This is a genomic window from Pseudoalteromonas sp. 23_GOM-1509m, assembly GCF_000518425.1.
Classification (GTDB): Bacteria; Pseudomonadota; Gammaproteobacteria; order Enterobacterales; family Alteromonadaceae; genus Pseudoalteromonas; species Pseudoalteromonas tetraodonis.
Genome location: NZ_JADO01000017.1, coordinates 51370 through 70615, shown reverse-complemented (window position 1 = coordinate 70615; position 19246 = coordinate 51370). Strand labels below are relative to the sequence as shown.

Annotated in this window: 19 protein-coding genes; 14 read left to right on the top strand and 5 right to left on the bottom strand. The window is 41.1% G+C overall.

The window, feature by feature from the left end; translation table 11 throughout:
* The first annotated feature begins 1 nt into the window (after position 1).
* The 5 genes from dapA (at position 2) to N523_RS0108095 (ending at position 5183) form a co-directional block, all read left to right on the top strand.
* Entirely contained in the window at positions 2 to 886 is an 885-nt protein-coding gene (dapA, locus tag N523_RS0108115; protein ID WP_028835934.1) for a 4-hydroxy-tetrahydrodipicolinate synthase, read from the top strand.
* A gap of 15 nt (positions 887 to 901) precedes the next feature.
* The gene (locus N523_RS0108110; protein WP_013463810.1) at positions 902 to 1642 is read left to right on the top strand and encodes a 2,3,4,5-tetrahydropyridine-2,6-dicarboxylate N-succinyltransferase; all 741 of its coding nucleotides are present in this window, start codon (positions 902 to 904) and stop codon (positions 1640 to 1642) included.
* Positions 1642 to 2847 (top strand): PLP-dependent decarboxylase, encoded by a 1206-nt coding sequence (locus N523_RS0108105; RefSeq protein ID WP_028835933.1) that lies wholly within the window; start codon positions 1642 to 1644, stop codon positions 2845 to 2847. Before N523_RS0108110 ends, N523_RS0108105 begins: the two co-directional genes overlap by 1 nt.
* Positions 2848 to 2852: 5 nt before the next feature.
* Positions 2853 to 3974, top strand: a complete 1122-nt coding sequence (locus N523_RS0108100; RefSeq protein WP_028835932.1) for a succinylglutamate desuccinylase/aspartoacylase family protein — start codon at positions 2853 to 2855, stop codon at positions 3972 to 3974.
* 177 nt (positions 3975 to 4151) lie between these two features.
* Positions 4152 to 5183 (top strand): phospholipase A, encoded by a 1032-nt coding sequence (locus N523_RS0108095; RefSeq protein ID WP_028835931.1) that lies wholly within the window; start codon positions 4152 to 4154, stop codon positions 5181 to 5183.
* A gap of 53 nt (positions 5184 to 5236) precedes the next feature.
* Here the strand turns inward: N523_RS0108095 and N523_RS0108090 are convergent, their stop codons facing one another.
* Entirely contained in the window at positions 5237 to 6130 is an 894-nt protein-coding gene (locus N523_RS0108090; protein ID WP_028835930.1) for a bifunctional GNAT family N-acetyltransferase/hotdog fold thioesterase, read from the bottom strand.
* 122 nt (positions 6131 to 6252) lie between these two features.
* On the opposite strand from N523_RS0108090, the gene N523_RS0108085 reads away from it, so the two are divergent.
* On the top strand, positions 6253 to 6999 hold the full coding sequence (locus tag N523_RS0108085) for a spermidine synthase (RefSeq protein ID WP_036951016.1): 747 nt from the start codon (positions 6253 to 6255) through the stop codon (positions 6997 to 6999).
* Here the strand turns inward: N523_RS0108085 and dtd are convergent.
* Together dtd and N523_RS0108075 are read right to left on the bottom strand one after the other, a co-directional pair.
* Entirely contained in the window at positions 6996 to 7433 is a 438-nt protein-coding gene (dtd, locus tag N523_RS0108080; RefSeq protein ID WP_028835928.1) for a D-aminoacyl-tRNA deacylase, read from the bottom strand. The genes N523_RS0108085 and dtd overlap by 4 nt on opposite strands.
* Positions 7434 to 8315 (bottom strand): virulence factor BrkB family protein, encoded by an 882-nt coding sequence (locus N523_RS0108075; RefSeq protein ID WP_013463803.1) that lies wholly within the window; start codon positions 8313 to 8315, stop codon positions 7434 to 7436. It abuts the gene before it with no gap.
* Positions 8316 to 8401: 86 nt separating this feature from the next.
* Here N523_RS0108075 and N523_RS0108070 point away from each other — a divergent pair, with 86 nt between their 5' ends.
* From N523_RS0108070 to N523_RS0108055, 4 genes are all read left to right on the top strand, one after another.
* Complete coding sequence (locus N523_RS0108070) at positions 8402 to 9055, top strand: DUF2959 domain-containing protein (RefSeq protein ID WP_013463802.1); 654 nt, start codon at positions 8402 to 8404, stop codon at positions 9053 to 9055.
* 138 nt (positions 9056 to 9193) lie between these two features.
* Positions 9194 to 10285: an MBL fold metallo-hydrolase gene (locus N523_RS0108065; RefSeq protein WP_013463801.1), complete on the top strand. Its 1092-nt coding sequence runs from the start codon at positions 9194 to 9196 to the stop codon at positions 10283 to 10285.
* Positions 10286 to 10373: 88 nt separating this feature from the next.
* On the top strand, positions 10374 to 10799 hold the full coding sequence (locus tag N523_RS0108060; protein ID WP_028835927.1) for a BLUF domain-containing protein: 426 nt from the start codon (positions 10374 to 10376) through the stop codon (positions 10797 to 10799).
* A gap of 79 nt (positions 10800 to 10878) precedes the next feature.
* A complete protein-coding gene (locus tag N523_RS0108055; RefSeq protein WP_028835926.1) occupies positions 10879 to 11610 on the top strand; it encodes a CBM9 family sugar-binding protein in 732 nt (243 codons plus the stop codon).
* A 159-nt stretch (positions 11611 to 11769) separates the two neighbouring features.
* Here the strand turns inward: N523_RS0108055 and N523_RS0108050 are convergent, their stop codons facing one another.
* Together N523_RS0108050 and typA are read right to left on the bottom strand one after the other, a co-directional pair.
* Positions 11770 to 12087, bottom strand: coding sequence for a hypothetical protein (locus N523_RS0108050; protein ID WP_016900062.1), 318 nt, complete (start codon positions 12085 to 12087; stop codon positions 11770 to 11772).
* A 210-nt stretch (positions 12088 to 12297) separates the two neighbouring features.
* Entirely contained in the window at positions 12298 to 14121 is a 1824-nt protein-coding gene (gene typA / locus N523_RS0108045) for a translational GTPase TypA (protein ID WP_013463797.1), read from the bottom strand.
* 508 nt (positions 14122 to 14629) lie between these two features.
* Here typA and glnA point away from each other — a divergent pair.
* From glnA to ntrC, 4 genes are all read left to right on the top strand, one after another.
* Positions 14630 to 16036: a glutamate--ammonia ligase gene (gene glnA, locus N523_RS0108040; protein WP_013463795.1), complete on the top strand. Its 1407-nt coding sequence runs from the start codon at positions 14630 to 14632 to the stop codon at positions 16034 to 16036.
* Between the two features lie 114 nt (positions 16037 to 16150).
* On the top strand, positions 16151 to 16672 hold the full coding sequence (locus tag N523_RS0108035) for a DUF4124 domain-containing protein (RefSeq protein WP_028835925.1): 522 nt from the start codon (positions 16151 to 16153) through the stop codon (positions 16670 to 16672).
* An 80-nt stretch (positions 16673 to 16752) separates the two neighbouring features.
* Positions 16753 to 17823, top strand: coding sequence for a nitrogen regulation protein NR(II) (gene glnL / locus N523_RS0108030; protein ID WP_013463793.1), 1071 nt, complete (start codon positions 16753 to 16755; stop codon positions 17821 to 17823).
* A gap of 15 nt (positions 17824 to 17838) precedes the next feature.
* The gene (ntrC, locus tag N523_RS0108025; protein ID WP_010391999.1) at positions 17839 to 19224 is read left to right on the top strand and encodes a nitrogen regulation protein NR(I); all 1386 of its coding nucleotides are present in this window, start codon (positions 17839 to 17841) and stop codon (positions 19222 to 19224) included.
* Positions 19225 to 19246: the final 22 nt, after the last annotated feature.

The window sequence follows — 19246 nt, the reverse complement described above, 5'->3', positions numbered from 1 at the left end:
GATGATCAACAACTTCAATATTAACAATTTCCATTTATGGACTGCGCTGATCACCCCATTTGATCAAAATGGCCTAGTTGATTACGCAACCTTAAACACCTTAGTGGCCGAACAAGAAGCTGCTAACAATGGCATTTTACTGCTAGGTAGCACCGGCGAAGGGTTAGCCCTTACCCTCAAAGAACAGCAAGCCATCGTAGAGCATGTCTGCCAATTACAGCCGAGCGTCCCCCTTATGGTTGCGGTAGGCGGTAGTAACTTAAAGCAACAGCTTGAATGGGTTAATTACTGCAACCAGCTGCCTATCCATGGTTTTTTACTCGGCTCGCCTTTGTATGCCAAACCCGGTGCAGTGGGGCAAACGCATTGGTTTGAAAGCTTACTCAATGCCAGTTCTCATCCTTGTATGCTTTATAACGTACCAGGACGTAGTGCGGTTAGCATTCCCATTGCAACCATTGAAAACCTCAAACAACATAAAAATTTATGGGCACTGAAAGAAGCCAGTGGCTGTATTTCTCAATTTGAAGCCTATCGACAAGCAGCGCCTGAACTAGCCATTTTTAGTGGTGACGATGCCCTCATGCCTTATTTTGCCCAAGCAGGTGCAAAAGGTTTAGTGTCGGTTGCAGCCAATGCATGGCCAGTGCAAACCCATGAGTTTGTAAAGCGCAGTTTAAGCGGCCAACACCCTAATCTTTTTGTCCAGTGGTCTAGTGCTATAAATAGCTTATTTTCAGTAGCCAACCCTATCCCAGTCAAAGTGTTAATGCATTTACAAGGGCGTATTGGCAGTCCGTATTTACGCCCACCTTTAACACACCTTGAGCTGACACACACAGATGACATTTCATCGGCAAACAACACCATTTTATCTTGGCATTAAATACAGGTTTTTATAATGAACTGGTTAGAACTATTAAATAATTTAGAAACGGGCGCGGTTCGCGCAGCAACACAAGACGAAAACGGCCAATGGCACGCTAACGTAGAAGTAAAGCAAGGCATTTTAGAAGCCTTTAAAAACGGTCAAAACACCGAGTTTGCTGGCGGTTTTGTTGATAAACATAACTTAGCGCCGCAAAGCTTTGAAGCCACAGCAGGCGTTCGCATGGTACCCGGTGGTTCAAGTGTGCGCCGTGGTGCACATGTTGCCAAAGGCACTATTATTATGCCACCTGCGTACGTAAATATTGGTGCATTTATTGACGAGGGCACTATGGTAGATAGCCACGCGCTCGTAGGGTCGTGTGCTCAAGTAGGTAAAAATGTGCATTTAAGCGCAGCGGTACAATTAGGCGGAGTACTTGAGCCCATTGGTGCCAGCCCTGTGGTTATTGAAGATGATGCCTTTATTGGTGCAGGCTGTGTGATTGTTGAAGGCGTGGTAGTTAAAAAAGGCGCGGTACTTGCTCCAGGTGTTCGCTTATCTGCAACCATCCCTGTTTATGACTGCGTAAATGAGCGCCAGCTTGATAAAGGCGAAGCAATCCCTGAATACGCGATTGTGATCCCTGGATCTCGCCCTGCGTCAAACGATTGGGCGCGTGAGCAAGGCTTAAGCATGTCGTGTGCGTTAATTGTTAAATACCGTGACGAGCAAAGTGACGCGTCATTATTGCTTGAAGAGGTTTTACGTTAATGACCTTTTTGAGCACGCCCGTTAAAAGCGCTATTGATAAGCTATCAACTGAGCTTGATACGCCCTTTTTTGTTTATGATCTTGATTCACTAAACACACATTTAACGCGTTTAGTAGCACAAACCGAGGTAAAACTCTGGTATGCAGTTAAAGCGAACCCGTTATCTAGCGTGATCCAACGCTTAAATAACGCTGGTTTTAACTTTGATGTCGCCAGTAAAGGCGAGCTTGAGCAAGTCCTTGCTCAAGGAATTAACAGTGAACGCGTGCTCAACACGGGGCCTGCAAAAAGCCCTAAACAAATTAAGCACTTTATTGCGCGTGGCGTACGTACCTTTGTGGCCGAAAGTCTCAATCAGGTACGTTGGCTCAACGAACAAGCGATTGCTCAGCAGTGCCAGTTGCAGGTTTTGCTGCGTGTTCAATTACGCTGGCCCGAGGGTGATAAAAACCCGCTAGGGGGCGATAGTCTTACTCCATTTGGCTTAGGGTGCGACGAGTGGCAGGCGCTAAATACCAGTGACTACTGTGCACTTAATTTTGACGGTCTGCATATTTTTCAGTGGGGCAACATGCTTAGCAGCGACAAACTCGCTGAGCTGTGGACACAAATGATTACGCCGTTAAGGCAACTTGCTGAGGATTTAAATATTAACCTCAAGGTGCTGGATTTAGGTGGTGGTTTAGGTATTCCCTATACGCTTGATACGCCCACTCTAAGTTGGGATGCACTCATAGAGGCGCTTGCAAAAATTAAATGCGATGCGGGGGTTACTGAGCTATGGATGGAACTAGGTCGCTACGCTGTAGGCGAATGCGGCCACTACGCCACACCTGTTGTTGAGCGCAAACTAAATTACGGCCAACAACAGGTGATTATGAGCGGCGGCATTAATCATTTATTGCGCCCTGCGGTCACCAGTCAAGATTTCCCTGCGCGTTTATTACGAGATTCAAACGCAGCAAATCAAGCAATGAGCCTATACGGCCCCTTATGTACTGCACTTGATTGCTTAGGAGAGCACCAATTACCCAGTGATTTAAATGAGCAAGACTGGCTAGTATTTAGTCAATGCGGTGCCTACGGTTTTACCGAAAGTATGCCGTACTTTTTATGTCATGAGCTGGCCGGTGAATATGTTATACACAATGGCGTATTGAGTTGCGTGCGACAAGCAGAAGATGCAAGCCACTACTTGAGGTAAAAAAGATGAATAACACCACAGCTATAAGCCAAGAAAACATTGTAGTTGGCGAAGTCGCAAACGGACTACCACTGACTATTCCTGTGTATCGTTTAAAAGGCGATGGCACCGGCCCAAGTGTGTATGTACAAGCAAATATGCATGGCGCAGAAGTGCAAGGCAACGCGGTAATTTACCAATTACTTGAGCAACTAAAAACACTTAATTTAAAAGGTGATATTACCTTAGTTCCTTACGCTAACCCCATTGGCTGTAATCAAAAGTCGGGGGAATTTACCCTTGGCCGATTCGATCCCATTACGGGGACTAATTGGAATCGCATGTATCACTGCAATAATAAACTTGCGACCCAGTTTGCACAGCAGTTCAGCGATGCCGATGATAAGATTCTGAAAACAGCCTTTAAAGCCGCGTTAATTAATGACGTTGAGCAACAACTCAACGGCCCTGATTATCGTTTAACAACGGGGAAACGGATTGCGCTAAACTTACAAAAATTGGCGCATCAAGCAGATATAGTTTTAGATTTACACACCGGCCCTATTTCTAGTCAGCACTTATATTGCCCTGAGTATGCGACCGATAGCGCGCGTTACTTTAATATTCCCCATGTGCTGGTTATTCCTAATGACTTTGATGGCGCAATGGATGAAGCAAGCTTTTGTCCATGGTGGCAGCTTAGTGAGCAACTTGCTCAGCAAGGGCGTGAATTTAACGTGCAAGTTGAAGCCTTTACGGTAGAGCTTGGCAGCCAAGAAAAAATCGATTTAAGCGCGGCACTAGACGATGCCAATAGTATTTTAAGTTATTTAAATCATAAGCAAGTATTTGTTGATGCCCCCTACAAGCCAAAATTGATGACAAGATATGGCTGCCAACTAAATGATTATATTGCTTATTACGCCCCCATGGGTGGCATGGTCGAATACCTAGCACCTCTTGGCGGGCATGTTAAAGCTGGAGAACCCATTGCTAAAATACTGCGAATGGAGCGCTATTTAAGCGAACAACCGCTGCAAACTCTAAGCTTTGATCTAGATGCAATTGCGATATTGCATTTTGCCTCAGCGAGTGTGAATCAAGGTACCGAGCTGTATAAATTTTTTACCAACGTCTTTGAGCTTTAGCTCACCCCTTCTCATTGCGTGAGAGTTAGCTAGTAAATAACTAGTTACACAGTAAAAGCGACTTAGGTCGCTTTTCTTTTTAAAGTATTAAAGTTCAGGACAAATTCACCGTTTATGTGTTAAAAAGGCGCTATAATTAGCAAAATACTGACTTCCCTCACTTACAAAGGAATTATAATGAGTTGGCGCCATTGGATACTACTTTCTACATTACTCAGCACAACCGTTGTTGCTGAAGAAACAGCGAATAACGAGCAAAACAATGAACTTGAGCTGGTAAAGCAATGTATTTTAAATGAAGTGATCGGTGGAGACGGTAAGCAAACCCTCGATCAATTACGTAAAAAGTGTTCTGCCGTTGAAGAAAGCAAGCAGCTAACGGCTATCGACAAACGCCAAGCCCGTGAAGCGGTTGGTAAAAAAAATCGTAATGTAATTACCCCGCATAAACGTAATTATATTTTACCGGTTTCTTATATGTCGAACCCAAACACTCGCCCGTTTGATGGATTTGCAGAGTTAACCGATAAAAAAGATGGCGACCCACTTGATAACTTAGAAGCTAAATATCAGCTATCAATTAAAGTGCCTTTGTATGATGAGTTTGCCGATTCAGACCAAGCGATATTTTTTGGCTTTACTTTGCAGTCATACTGGCAAGTATATAACGACGATATTTCCTCTCCTTTTCGTGAAACCAACTACGAACCAGAAGTATTTTGGATTAATTACTTAGACCCTGAAAACGTTTTATGGGGCGATGAAATGGCAATAGCCATTGGTATTTCGCACCAATCTAATGGTCGTAGTCAGCCAAACTCGCGTTCTTGGAATCGCATTTATGCCGATTTCATTTGGGAAAAAGACGGCTTTGTATTTAGCTTTAAACCTTGGTATCGCATTCCTGAAAACAAAAAGCCTGCGCCGTTAGATGCACGAGGTGACGATAACCCAGATATCTATAAATACATGGGTTACTTTGAATTTGGTGGCGCGTATCGCTTTCACGATCATGAATTTAGTTTTATGACCCGTAATAATTTAAATTCAGATAACCGCGGGGCAATTCAGCTTGATTGGTCATTCCCTCTATGGGGAAGAGTACGCGGCTATGCGCAGTACTTTAATGGTTATGGTGAAAGTTTAATAGACTATAACGCCGATATTGAACGCTTTGGTGTGGGTATATTACTGACAGATTTACTGTAAAAAACGCTTATAAAAAAAGCCAAGCAACTCGCTTGGCTTTTTCGTTTATTTTATCACTTTTTAACCACAAACTGCCCTTCAAATTGAGCAACCACCTCGTCACCATCAAAAATGGTTACCGGCACTAGGTAACTTGCTTTACCCGCATCTTGTAACTCATTTAAGTTCCCTTTACAGGTTTGAATATTCACACAGCCCTTAGGGTCAGTATTTAGTGGCTTTAAATACTTAATGTTGGCATCGGCTAACACAATATTCCCTTCAAGCCCGGCTTCTTTTAATGCTAAATACGTTGCCCCCCAACCCGTTAATGTAGCTAGGCTATAAATAGAGCCCGCAAACATAGTGTTGTGTAAATTTAAGTTAGCATTTAAATCTGCACGAGTAGTAAATTGCCAATCTGTGTAACTTTCAACTTTTATTCCCATTGCATCACTAATGGGGATTGATTCACGCCATGTGTTTTGCAGTACTTGAGTCCAATTTGGGTGGCGAAACCAACCTGGTTCACTCGGTTTGAGCTTAACCATTTTATAATGCTGTACATCACCATAAGCCAAATGTGCTTTTTCTTTATTTTCATAGCCATGGCGCTGATAAAATTCCAGTGCACGTTCGCGAGCAAACAACACTAATTCATCAGCATCTTGATTCCACGCTATTTTTTCGAGTTCATGTAACAAGCGGCTACCAATATGTTGATTACGATTACCCTCTGCAACCGCCATATAACGTACTTGAGCTTGTTGCTGATTATTAAAGTGCAAACGAGCCACACCCAATACTTCACCCGCTTTATTTTTAATGAAGCGATGCTCAGCCTCTTGCTCTAAATCGTCTTGCTCAGAGCCCCGAGGTTCGCCCCATGGGGCACGTAAAACCTGCCAGCGTAATTGGTAATAGGCTTGCCAGTCTTCACTACTTTGTGGGGTGCTCACTTGAAACATACATACTCCATAAATTAAAAATGTAAAATATTACGCTGTGCATTTTGTGAAAAACACCATACTCGATCTGGATAAAACTGCAAATAAGACTTTGGTGCTGAGAAAACAGCTGTAAAAAATTAATGACAAAAGCCGTTGCGATTTACCTCTGCTGGTTTATGCTCAATAGCATGAATAAATATATCCATTGCAGTAGTGGCCTGATCAGCCAACATTTTATTGAGCATAGTTCATCGCTAGGCCAGTTACTTTATTGGCATAATCAGCATGGTGAGCACATACAAGTAAGAGAGTATCAACAACTTCGCTGGCTACTCATTAATAACACCTTGCAGTCTGTTATTTTAAAAGCAAAACCACATGCATTGCTGTTTCCACACCTTGCTTATTTAGCAACGGCTTGGCAACAGCTACCTGCGCCTAAAAAAGTACTCGAACTGGGGTTAGGTGGCGGTGCCATTCGTAATTACTTATTAGAACAGTATCCTCAAGTGCAGGTTACTTCAGTAGAGAAAAGCCCCCATATTATTGACTGTTATCAACAATTTTTTGCCCCCAGTGAACAACAACAGATTCATTGCGAGGATGCGCAAACAATTTTAAAATCAGCAGAGCAGATGGACTGGGTCATTTTAGATTTATTTAGTGAATTAGACGCCCCGCGATTTTTATTTGATTCATGCTTTTATCAAACAATTTATGATGCACTTGATCAACAGGGCATCTTATTTATTAACTTTTTATCGCAGCACTCATCACAACTCACTCAGTTACAACATGTACTACTGACTGTATTTGGGAAGGCTATTAGTATTCAAAAAATTACCGGCTTTGTTAATCATATTGTGATTGTAAAAAAAGCACGTTAAGCGGTTAAATTAAAGGTAACCGGCCCATCGTTACATAAACTCACCTGCATATCGGCTGCAAATTCACCGGTCGCGACCTTAATACCGAGTAATATAGCCTGCTCTACAAAGTAATTATATAGCGCTTGCGCTTGGTCTGGTGTAGCTGCCGATGAAAAGCTAGGCCGCATGCCTTTTTTTGTATTGGCTGCGAGCGTAAATTGCGATACGACTAACAGTTCGCCTTGTATGTCTTTAAGGCTGAGATTCATTTTATCGTTTTCGTCATTAAAAATACGGTAATTGGTGACTTTGTGTAATAGTTTATCAGCGCTGCTTTCATCATCTTCTTTTTCCACCCCCAGCAATAATACAATGCCTTGTTTAATTTCACCGACAAGCTGTTGGTCTATCACCACATTAGCATGTGTTACTCGTTGAATTAATCCCTGCATTTACTCTGTATCCTCTGCTTGTTGATCTTTTTTATTGTAATGCTGCATGTTAATACACACGGTGAATTCAGCGCCTAGTAGCACCACGACCCACGACAAGTAAACCCATACAAACAAAATAGGAATGGTTGCTACCGCACCATAAATCACTTCGTATGATGGAAAATGGCTAATGTACAAAGCAAAGCCTTTTTTGGTTAGCTCAAATAACATGGCAGCAAATAGCGCACCGGGAACGGCCGCCTTAAACGAAACACGAGTATTGGGCACTAAGGTGTAAAGCATAATAAAACCGGCCATAGAGATAGCGTACGGTAGTAGCTTTAACAAGAAACCACTAAACCCTGGGATCCCTTGATCGGCAAACGATACCAACGACACAATATATGAGGTGACACCGATACTGGCGCCCAGTAATACGGGCCCTAAGCTGAGTACCATCCAATATACGGCAAACGATATCATCATCGGGCGTTTTTTCTTTACTCGCCAAATACGGTTTAGCGTGGCATCTACATTACGAATAAGTAGCAAGGCAATGGCTGCTAAAAAGCCAATACCTACTGCCGTCATTTGATTGGCATTACTAGCAAACGAGCTAATATGCTCTTTAATAACACCAGAAGAGGTCGGCACAAAGTTAGTAAACAAAAAGCTCTCAATGGCTAAACGAGTCGACTCAAATCCTGGAAAAGCAGAAAATATTGCCACACCTACAGCAATAAGTGGGACTAACGAAAGTAAAGTAACGTACGCTAAATACCCTGCATTAATGGTTATTTGATCGTCAATACAGCGATTAAAATATTGCATCCACCAGCCTGGTTGCAGTTTTAAAAACGCCTTAACTTGCTGTTTATAATGGGAGAGCTTATCATTCATACAATTAACTTTGTTGGTGAGCTTTTGATTATAATAACAATCAAGGCCATAATTTACAGCATTAACACTCGTAAATAGGAATTCAGATGAAAAAACAAACATTTTTAGGGACAACCATACTTGCGTTAATGCTGATGCTCTCTGGTTGTCAGTCTGCTTATTATTCGGCAATGGAAAAAGTAGGTGTTCATAAGCGTGATATTTTGATTGACCGCGTAGAAGAAACAAAAGACTCACAACAAGAGTCTCAACAAGAATTTCAATCAGCACTTGAGCGTTTAACTACACTCATTAATTTTGATGGCGGTGAATTGCAAGATGCTTACAATCAACTTAATGACGATTACGAGTCAAGCCTTCAAGCGGCAAACGAAGTATCAAGTAACATTAATAAAGTTGAAGACGTAGCAGAAGCTTTATTTGATGAGTGGAATGATGAGTTAGAGCAATACAAAAGTGCCTCACTTAAGCGTGAAAGCAGCAAAAAGTTAGCAGCAACACAACGTCAATTCGACCAGTTACTTCGCTCAATGCGCAGCGCCGAGAGTAAAATGGAGCCGGTATTATCATCTTTAAAAGACAACGTATTGTACTTAAAGCATAACTTAAATGCGCAAGCGGTAGCGGCTATCAAAGGTGAATTTACTAACTTAAAGCGCGATATTCAGTTATTAATGAATGATATGAACAAATCGATTGAAGACTCAAATAAATTTATTGAGCAAATGAATAAATCCTAAATATTTAACCTATTAAACTGAGCCCGCTAAAAATAGCGGGCTTTTTTATACACACTTTTTGTTACTTTTTTGTCCTTTTTTAGCAAACTGCTTTTGTTACACTTTCAGTAAGATAAAAATAACAACTAAAAATGAATTATGAAAATACATACGCTTAGCTTAATCATCGCCTCCAGTGTGCTCGTTGCATGCAGCACTGCGAATAATATTGAGGTTATTGCTGGCCCTAATACCGTTATTCCACTTCATCAACAAGGTGAGCAAGCTGGGCGCTACCACAACCTCTACCCAGGCAAAAAAAGTTATCCTGTTAGCTGTGAAACTGATTGCTACCCAAAAAACAATAACTTAGTTTGTGAAACAGAGGCTGAAAACTGCCAATATCAAGGTCAGCAAAAAAATCCGCAGGTTAATGCGGGCTTTACTATTCGTTGGCTCGGACACGCAGGCTTTGTGATCAAAACCCCGAATGGCCAACAAGTTGTGTTTGATCCCGTAAAAGAGCAATTTGACTCGCCTATTGATTTAGCTTTTCGCCTTACTTCAGGATTTTATCGCAAGCCTGGCGACTGGCTCACAGACAATGAATTGAAAAACTTAGTCGCCGTTATGTATTCTCACATTCACTACGATCATTTCAATAAAGCCGATATTGAAGAAATTGGTAATCAGCCTCGCTACCTAACCCCCCTTGGCATGGCTGATAACTTTCCAACAGGTGGCTTTAACATTAGTGAAATGGCATGGTATGCAAAAACTAAAATTGATGATTTAACCATTCATGCGCTACCTGCGCATCATTTTAGTAGCCGTGTGTTAGTGCCTTTTATTTATGAAGATAACAATAAAGACCTATGGAATGGCTGGTTACTTGAGCAAAGTGGCAGCACTTTATTTTTTGCAGGCGACACTGGTTATTCAAAACACTTTAACGATATACAGCAAAAATATGGCGATATCGATGTGTGCTTAATGCCTATTGCCTCTTATTACCATAAAGAGAACGGCAACTGGTACCGTTATGTACATACCACTCCTGAGGATGCATTAACCGCAGCACAAGCGCTTAACTGTAAAGTAATGATACCGTGGGGCTATGGTAACTCAAGTTGGAAGATGGGCGATCACAGCAGCCATTCAGCACTACTGCGCTTATTGCATATGCATAAAAAAATGAACTCGAAGATACCCCTGTATATTTTAAATGAAGGTGAAAGCATCCAGCTTTAATTAGTCATTTACACAAAATGCGTTTACATAATTAGTAATAACCCCCTCACTGAACTATCTTTAATTAACTAAACAGTCAGGGGGTTTTATGTTTCTTGTGCGACTCATTTACGCCAGTAAAATAAGTAGTGGTTTTGGGCCTGAAGATATAGAAAATATTTTACAAAGTGCGCGAACCTACAATGTAAAAACAAATGTCACCGGCATGTTATGTTTTAGTAATGAATACTTTTTACAATGCCTTGAAGGCTCCAGAACCGCTGTTAATAATACCTATCAACAAATATTAAATGACAAACGCCACCACAATGTAATTATGCTCAACTATATCCAAATTCCCGAAAGAGAGTTTGAAACATGGTCAATGGGCTATGTGCCGCAATCACAGCTAACCGAGTTACTTAATCTAAAATACTCGGGTAACATTGACTTTAACCCTTTTAAAATGTCGGGTGAAAGCGCGCATTTATTAATGCTGGCATTAAAAACAAGCATAACTGGGGCAATAAGTTAATATAATAAATACAACTATGAGATTGTTTTTAATTGCTATTTAAGCCAAGCTAAATCATCTTTAATTGATGAGCTTATTAATGAAAAAAACACTACTCGCTTTTAGTTTACTTTTCACCCAACCACTTATGGCTATTGAAGTTAGTCATACATCAACAGCTATTATTATTGATGGTGTCTCTGAAAGTACATGGGATAGCGCCACATGGCATCCTATGCCGCACCTAATGGATGGCGCACTTCCCTCATCAGAGGCCGATTTTAAAGGCCGCTACCGTCTTCTATGGGATGAAAACTACTTGTATTTACAAGCAGATATTAGTGACGATGTGCTGATTGATACTCACCCAAATCCAACTGATAAATACTGGGATGATGATGCCTTAGAAGTGTTTATAGATAGTGACGCATCGGGTGGTAATCATCAGTTTAATCATACCGCGTTTGCTTATCACATTGGCCTTGATAACCAAGCAGCCGATTATGGGCCGGATAAAAAAGCGCATTTATATACCGACCATTTAGTTAGTAACTGGAAGCGTAATATCACTGCGCCCTATAACATCACATGGGAAGTGGCGATAAAACTCTACCCGAATGATTATCAACAAGGCGCAAAAAATACACCGCTTAAATTAACTGAAAAACACGTTATTGGTTTTATGCTCGCCTACTGCGATAACGATGGTAGCGAAGTACGTGAACACTTTATGGGCTCACACGAAGTACAGCCAGTGAACGGTGACAGAAACCGAGGATTTATAGACGCAGATGTATTTGGGAAAATCACTTTGCTACCGAAAAGTAAGTAATCACTAACTAAATAATTGATAACGAAGGTTGGGTTGAGCTAAGCGAAACCCAACAAAAATACCCTATTAACAAAAACAGAGACTTTGCAATATAGATTATTTAATTCTCAAGCACGTTTTTCCTTATATAAAGAGCGCAGCGCCCTAATAAAGCTAATTTCAGCCACCCTTTTGCTCATGATTAATAATTTTAAGAAGCAAATCAATTCTGCGATTTGTTTTTTTGGTCTGCTCCCTAATCATTCCCTGCACCACAGCTGAAGCAAGGAAAATAAAACATATTATTTGAAATATTTCAGTTTCAATATCATAGAAGCTATTAGCAATTGATAACAAAATAAAGGGTAAAAAAATTGATATGAGATCTTTCAAGCCCCAATCATTTTTTCCTAACGTTTCAAATTCATCTTTATATTTTTGCAGTTCAGCAATATGTTCTATCTCTAGTTTTGCCATAATTTCATTTTCGGTATTCACACTAGCTCACACGCACATAGTAAATATAGCTTTGATAATAACTTAATACCTCTTTTAGGTTCAATATTAAAAACTGTTTAACAGTATCGAACCAACTGCGATGCTTTAACCTGTGGACTTACGCTTTTCTCTGGCTAACTATTATCCACAAAAAAGCCGCTGTATTTTGCAATACAGCGGCTTTTAAAATCATGATTCTAAATTAATAGATTATGACTTTGGCGCACGACCCGCACGTTTACGCTCATTTTCAGTTAAATGACGTTTACGAATACGAATGTTCTCAGGTGTAACTTCTACTAACTCATCATCAGCAATAAACTCAAGCGCTTGCTCAAGTGAATAGTTAAGAGCTGGTGTTAGTGTTTGTGCTTCATCGGTACCAGATGCACGAACGTTAGTAAGTTGCTTACCTTTAAGCGCATTAACTGTAAGGTCGTTATCACGGCTATGAATACCGATAACCATACCTTCGTATACTTCAACACCGTGACCGATGAATAAACGGCCGCGCTCTTGTAAGTTAAATAATGCGTTAGTTAGTGCTTTACCTGTTGCATTTGCAATCATTACACCGTTCTTACGAACACCTAGCTCGCCACCTTTGTGCGGACCGTAGTGATCGAACGTATGGTAAAGTAAACCAGAACCCGATGTTAACGTCATGAACTCAGTTTGGAAACCGATTAAACCACGGCTTGGGATCATAAAGTCCAAACGCATACGGCCTTTACCATCTGGGGCCATATCAGTAAGCTCACCTTTACGAAGACCAATTTGTTCCATGATAGAACCCTGGTGCTCTTCTTGACAGTCAATTGTTAGTGTTTCATACGGTTCTTCTAACACACCATCAACAGTACGTAAGATAACTTCTGGACGAGATACAGCTAACTCGTAACCTTCACGACGCATGTTCTCGATTAAGATACCTAAGTGTAATTCACCACGACCCGATACACGGAAGCTATCTGGGTTATCAGTGTCTGCAACGCGAAGTGCAACGTTGTGTACTAATTCTTTGTCTAAACGCTCACGGATATTACGTGATGTTACAAACTTACCTTCTTTACCACAGAAAGGTGAGTTGTTTACAGAGAACGTCATCGTTACTGTTGGCTCATCAACACTTAGTGGAGGTAATGCTTCAACGTTGTTAGGACAACAAAGCGTATCTGAAATCTTAAGCTCGCCAAGACCCGTTACCGTTACGATGTTACCAGCGTAAGCTTTGTCAGTGTCAATACGCTCAAGACCTAAGTAGCTTTGTACTGAACCAATTTTACCGTTACGTTTAGACCCGTCAGCGCTAATAACCGTAACTTGTTGGTTAGGTACAACTGAACCGCGTTTGATACGACCAATGCCAATTACACCTTTATAAGAGTTGTAATCAAGCTGTGAGATCTGCATTTGGAAGTCACCTTCAGGATCTGCATCCGGTGGTGATACTTCGTCAACGATCATCTTGAACATAGGTTCCATGTTATCAGATGCTTCGTCTAAATCTAATGTAGCCCAACCATTGATTGCTGATGCGTAGATTACTTTAAAGTCTAACTGTTCATCAGTTGCGCCTAGGTTGTCGAATAAATCAAAGATTTGATCCATAACCCAATCAGGGCGAGCACCTGGCTTATCAATTTTATTGATAACAACGATTGGCTTTAAGCCTTGCGCGAATGCCTTTTGCGTTACGAAACGCGTTTGTGGCATTGGACCTTCCTGAGCATCAACAAGTAGTAATACTGAGTCAGCCATCGAAAGTACGCGTTCAACTTCACCACCGAAGTCGGCGTGTCCAGGAGTATCTACGATATTGATATGGTAATCATTCCAAGAGATAGCGGTGTTTTTCGCTAAAATGGTAATACCACGTTCTTTTTCAATGTCGTTTGAATCCATCACGCGCTCTTCATTACCGCCGCGTGTTTCTAATGTACCTGATTGCTCAAGTAGTTTATCAACCAGTGTTGTTTTACCGTGGTCAACGTGGGCGATAATTGCTATATTTCTTAACTTTTCGATGCTCATATATTCACTCAGAGAAATTGAATCTCATTGATCCTGCAGGGGCTATACGTTCTCACCTGCGCTTTCACGAGATGTCCCAGCATAGGATTTAAAAGGGCGCATATTATCCCCTATAAATGGAATGGATGAAAGTTTATCCAAAATAAAATTTCAAACTTTCTCAATAAAATAATTAACCCATTGTTTTAAAATAATTAATTATGATAATTAATTTTTAGATATTTATATAAAAAGATGGTTTTGGGTTAATTTAAAGCAACTTTACTGCGTATTTTGCATTTTCTTTGTGCTAGTCTAAGGTGATTAATTTACAAGCAATTATTGCTTTGTAAATATTGCACCATTTTGGAAAAATTACGCACTAAGATGGTGCTTAATCTATATCACCTTTATTTTATTTATATTTTTTTACATAAAAAACAAATGATTATAATAGTGGCACAAAATCAGCTTATAAGTATTCAACGTATCTAAGCAGCAATAATAAAACCCAATAGTTGGAGGACACATGTCACAATCGGTTTTAGATTTTATTAAAGAAAATGACGTTAAGTTCATTGATTTACGCTTTACTGACACAAAAGGTAAAGAGCAACATGTTTCTATTCCTCATCATCAAGTTGATGAAGACTTTTTTGAAGATGGAAAGATGTTTGACGGTTCTTCAATTGCTGGCTGGAAAGGCATCAACGAATCAGACATGGTGTTACTACCAGATGCAGATTCAATTAAACTTGACCCTTTCACAGAAGAAACAACCCTAATCGTTCGTTGTGACGTGGTTGAACCTTCTACATTACAAGGTTACGAACGCGACCCTCGCTCAGTTGCCAAGCGCGCTGAAGAGTACATGCGCTCTACGGGTATTGCTGACACTGTTTTATTTGGCCCAGAACCAGAGTTTTTCGTATTTGACGACGTTAAATACAAATCTGACATGTCTGGTTCAATGTACAAAATTGATTCTAAGCAAGCAGCTTGGAACTCAGATAAAGAATATGCAGATGGCAATACAGGCCATCGCCCAGGTGTTAAAGGCGGTTACTTCCCAGTTGCACCTGTTGATGATTTCCAAGATTGGCGTTCTGCAACGTGCCTAGTTTTAGAAGAAATGGGTCAAGTTGTTGAAGCGCATCACCACGAAGTGGCGACTGCCGGTCAAAACGAAATTGCAACGCGCTTTAACACTATGGTGTTAAAAGCCGATGAAATCCAAGAAATGAAATATGTTATCCACAACATGGCTCACCTTTACGGTAAAACGGCAACGTTTATGCCTAAGCCGGTTGTTGGTGATAACGGTTCTGGTATGCACTGTCACCAGTCTTTAGCAAAAGATGGCGTAAACTTATTCGCAGGTGATAAATACGGCGGCCTTTCTGAAGATGCACTTTACTACATTGGCGGTATTATCAAACATGCTAAAGCGATCAACGCTTTTGCTAACGCCTCAACTAACTCGTACAAACGTTTAGTACCTGGTTTTGAAGCACCGGTAATGCTTGCATACTCGGCTCGTAACCGTTCGGCATCAATCCGTATTCCAGTGGTTCCATCTGCAAAAGGTCGTCGTATCGAAGTACGCTTCCCAGATCCAACAGCTAACCCATACCTTGCTTTCTCTGCAATGCTTATGGCTGGCCTTGACGGAATTAAAAACAAGATCCACCCTGGCGATGCTATGGACAAGGACTTATACGACTTACCAGCTGAAGAAGCGGCAGAAATTCCAACAGTAGCCTCATCATTAGATGAAGCATTAGCTGCGCTTGATTCAGACCGTGAATTTTTAAACCAAGGTGGTGTATTCACCAATGACCTAATCGATGCTTACATCGCACTTAAGTCAAAAGAAGTTGAAAAACTTAACATGACAACTCACCCAGTTGAGTTTGAAATGTACTACAGCTGTTAATTTATTAACCGATAAATAATGTGTGTTTTAAGCCCGCTTTGCGGGCTTTTTTTATGGTAAATTTAACGGTTCTACACTAAAGTGAAGTTAGTTTAAACAATGCAGGATAGCTGGATGGTAGGTAAGATTTTGTTGCTATTAATAGCTTTAATGTTAAGCCTTAATAGCCATGCGAGCGATAAAAAAATTTACGCATGGAAAGACAAAAATGGGGTGCTGGTTTTTTCAGATACTCCTCAGCCTGGCGCTAAAGAGGTTAAACTCACGAGCCAACATCTCAGCATGCCCGCTACAAACACCGATATTCTTGATACTGCTCCTACTAAAACAGCAGTAAAGTTTAGTATTAGTATTTCATCGCCTGAACCAAACCAAACTATAAGAGAAAACACCGGCTCTGTGTATGTCTCTACCCGTGTTGCCCCTCGATTTGAAGCTGGATTTACCATTGGTTTATTTTTAAATGGCGTTGCCATTGGTGAACCTAGTGACACCACTACACTGGCGTTAAGAGATGTGGAGCGAGGCCAACACACACTGCAAGTTAAACTTTATAATAAACAAAATCAGGTAATTGCAACCAGTCCTGACAGTGTATTTTTTATGCACCGTAAAGGCCTTAACATAGGTCGATAATTACAATTAAGTACGCGTGTTTAGCGTATATTTTCTAAAAACCTTGCCTACCTTCCCAGGCGCACTAAAATGGTGCAATGATGATTAATAAAACACATTTTAGCCCAGAGCTACTGAATATAATTTGGCAAAACCAAACCACCGCCCTGATGTTACTTGATGAAAGCTTTCAGCTTATTTACGCTAACACCAGTGCCAGTGAATTACTTGGCTTAGGCGAAAAACGTTTGCTAGGACAAGCATTCGACGATTTATTTAACTACCATTCTATCGACTTAAAACGCATTGCACAGTACTCGTTAGTTGATGGTGTAGACTGCCACCAGCACAGGGCTGACGTGGTGTTTATCGATTCTCGCCATGCAAAATTAGCGGTGAGTACTCGGCGAATAAAACATAACGACACCTATTATATTTTATTTGAATGTCGACAAACCGATGACGAAATAAAACATGACCAAGTCTCAAATCAAATGCATCAATACCAAGCTGCACGTAACTTAATTCGCGGTTTAGCTCATGAAATTAAAAACCCGCTGGGTGGAATTCGCGGGGCGGCGCAATTATTGCAGTACGAGGGTGATCAACAAGAAAGAGATCAATGTGCAGAACTGATAATTGAACAAGCCGATCGGTTGCGTGAATTAGTTGATAGACTCCTTGGGCCTAACCAACTACCGCAAAAATCGTATGGCAATATACATCAAACATTAGAGTCGGTTGTTAAACTCAGTACGTTAGATAACAACCGCGATATTCGGTTAGTTAAAGACTACGACCCGAGTATTCCTGATGTCTATATTGATCAGAGCAAAGTTCAACAAGTGGTGCTTAATATTGTGCGTAATGCGCAACAGGCATTGGTGGATGGTGGCGAAATAAAAATAAAAACACGGATTAATTATCAGCATCGTCGTCCGGGAAAAGCCCCTAAAAAGGCATTGCTTATTCAAGTAATGGATAACGGCCCAGGTATTGATGCTAATTTACGCGACACCTTATTTTACCCTATGACCACTAATAAAGAAGGTGGCTCGGGACTTGGATTATCTATAGCGCAAACCTTGATTGATCAACATGATGGCTATATCGAATGCGATAGTTGGCCAGGACATACTGAATTTAATATTTATCTGCCATTTACAGATTAATACTTTGGAGTTTGCATGAAAACAGCTTGGCTTGTAGATGATGATGCCTCAATTCGCTTTGTACTAGAAAAAGCACTGACTCGCGCAGGGTTTGAAGTAGAAAGCTTTGCAGATGCGCAAAACGTTCTTAATGCACTAAAATTTAGTCAACCCAGTGTGTTAATTTCAGATGTAAGAATGCCGGGGATGGACGGGATGGCGTTACTTGAGCTGATAGCTGAGCAAACCCCTGGCCTACCCGTTATTATTATGACCGCACACTCTGATTTAGACTCAGCGGTTAATGCTTTTCAAAAAGGTGCGTTTGAGTACTTAGCTAAACCGTTTGATTTAAATGAAGCCGTTGCGCTAGTTGAAAGCGCCTATCGTGCTAATTCGACCAAAAAAACCAAACGAAAAAGCGCGCCACCCAAAAGCGCTCATATTATTGGCGAAGCCCCTGCTATGCAGGAAGTGTTTCGTGCTATAGGCAAACTCTCAGCATCCAGTATGAGCGTACTCATCAATGGTGAATCAGGTACCGGTAAAGAGTTGGTTGCCAGCGCCTTGCACAATCACAGCCCGCGTAAAGAAAACCAATTTATTGCTCTTAATATGGCCGCTATTCCTAAAGAGTTAGTTGAGTCTGAATTATTTGGCCATGAAAAAGGCGCTTTTACGGGGGCCGATAGCGTGCGTAAAGGGCGCTTTGAACAAGCCAATGGCGGTACCTTATTTTTGGATGAAATAGGTGATATGCCACTTGATGTACAAACCCGCTTGTTACGCGTATTAGCCGATGGCGAGTTTTACCGCGTTGGCGGCCATCAAAGTATAAAAGTGGATGTGCGCATCATTGCTGCCACTCACCAAAATTTAGAAGAGCTGGTAAAACAAGGTAAGTTTAGAGATGACTTATTTCATCGTTTAAACGTGGTTCGCTTACGCTTGCCGGCTCTACGCGAGCGCCCCGAAGACATAGAACGCTTAGCGCTACACTTTTTACATAAAAGTGCAAAAGACCTGCAAGTAGATAGTAAAGTACTTAGCCCTAAAGCGATTAAACAACTGTGTTTATTTAATTGGCCAGGAAATGTTCGCCAGCTTGAAAACACCTGTCGATGGTTAACCGTAATGGCACCTGGGGAGCTGATTGGTGAGCAAGATTTACCCCCTGAAATTATTGATAATGCCGCCGCAACTCAAGAAGGCGATTGGCTAGATTCATTTCAGCAATGGCTTAATCAAGAGTTTAAACAAGGTAAAGAAAATATTTGGCCGGATATTCAAGCCCAGCTGGAAACCCGCTTAATAAAAACAGCACTCGCTAATTGTTCAGGCCATAAGCAAGAAGCCGCGGTAAAAATTGGTTGGGGTCGCAATACGTTGACCCGTAAATTAAAAGAGCGCAATATTAGCTGATATTTTATAAGGCTAGCGCCCT

Bases quoted from the DNA above. Each gene is read 5' to 3' on its own strand.
- dapA (WP_028835934.1), top strand. From the start codon at position 2: ATGATCAACAACTTCAATATTAACAATTTCCATTTATGGACTGCGCTG.
- N523_RS0108110 (WP_013463810.1), top strand. From the start codon at position 902: ATGAACTGGTTAGAACTATTAAATAATTTAGAAACGGGCGCGGTTCGC.
- N523_RS0108105 (WP_028835933.1), top strand. From the start codon at position 1,642: ATGACCTTTTTGAGCACGCCCGTTAAAAGCGCTATTGATAAGCTATCA.
- N523_RS0108100 (WP_028835932.1), top strand. From the start codon at position 2,853: ATGAATAACACCACAGCTATAAGCCAAGAAAACATTGTAGTTGGCGAA.
- N523_RS0108095 (WP_028835931.1), top strand. From the start codon at position 4,152: ATGAGTTGGCGCCATTGGATACTACTTTCTACATTACTCAGCACAACC.
- N523_RS0108090 (WP_028835930.1), bottom strand. From the start codon at position 6,130: ATGTTTCAAGTGAGCACCCCACAAAGTAGTGAAGACTGGCAAGCCTAT.
- N523_RS0108085 (WP_036951016.1), top strand. From the start codon at position 6,253: ATGACAAAAGCCGTTGCGATTTACCTCTGCTGGTTTATGCTCAATAGC.
- dtd (WP_028835928.1), bottom strand. From the start codon at position 7,433: ATGCAGGGATTAATTCAACGAGTAACACATGCTAATGTGGTGATAGAC.
- N523_RS0108075 (WP_013463803.1), bottom strand. From the start codon at position 8,315: ATGAATGATAAGCTCTCCCATTATAAACAGCAAGTTAAGGCGTTTTTA.
- N523_RS0108070 (WP_013463802.1), top strand. From the start codon at position 8,402: ATGAAAAAACAAACATTTTTAGGGACAACCATACTTGCGTTAATGCTG.
- N523_RS0108065 (WP_013463801.1), top strand. From the start codon at position 9,194: ATGAAAATACATACGCTTAGCTTAATCATCGCCTCCAGTGTGCTCGTT.
- N523_RS0108060 (WP_028835927.1), top strand. From the start codon at position 10,374: ATGTTTCTTGTGCGACTCATTTACGCCAGTAAAATAAGTAGTGGTTTT.
- N523_RS0108055 (WP_028835926.1), top strand. From the start codon at position 10,879: ATGAAAAAAACACTACTCGCTTTTAGTTTACTTTTCACCCAACCACTT.
- typA (WP_013463797.1), bottom strand. From the start codon at position 14,121: ATGAGCATCGAAAAGTTAAGAAATATAGCAATTATCGCCCACGTTGAC.
- glnA (WP_013463795.1), top strand. From the start codon at position 14,630: ATGTCACAATCGGTTTTAGATTTTATTAAAGAAAATGACGTTAAGTTC.
- N523_RS0108035 (WP_028835925.1), top strand. From the start codon at position 16,151: ATGGTAGGTAAGATTTTGTTGCTATTAATAGCTTTAATGTTAAGCCTT.
- glnL (WP_013463793.1), top strand. From the start codon at position 16,753: ATGATTAATAAAACACATTTTAGCCCAGAGCTACTGAATATAATTTGG.
- ntrC (WP_010391999.1), top strand. From the start codon at position 17,839: ATGAAAACAGCTTGGCTTGTAGATGATGATGCCTCAATTCGCTTTGTA.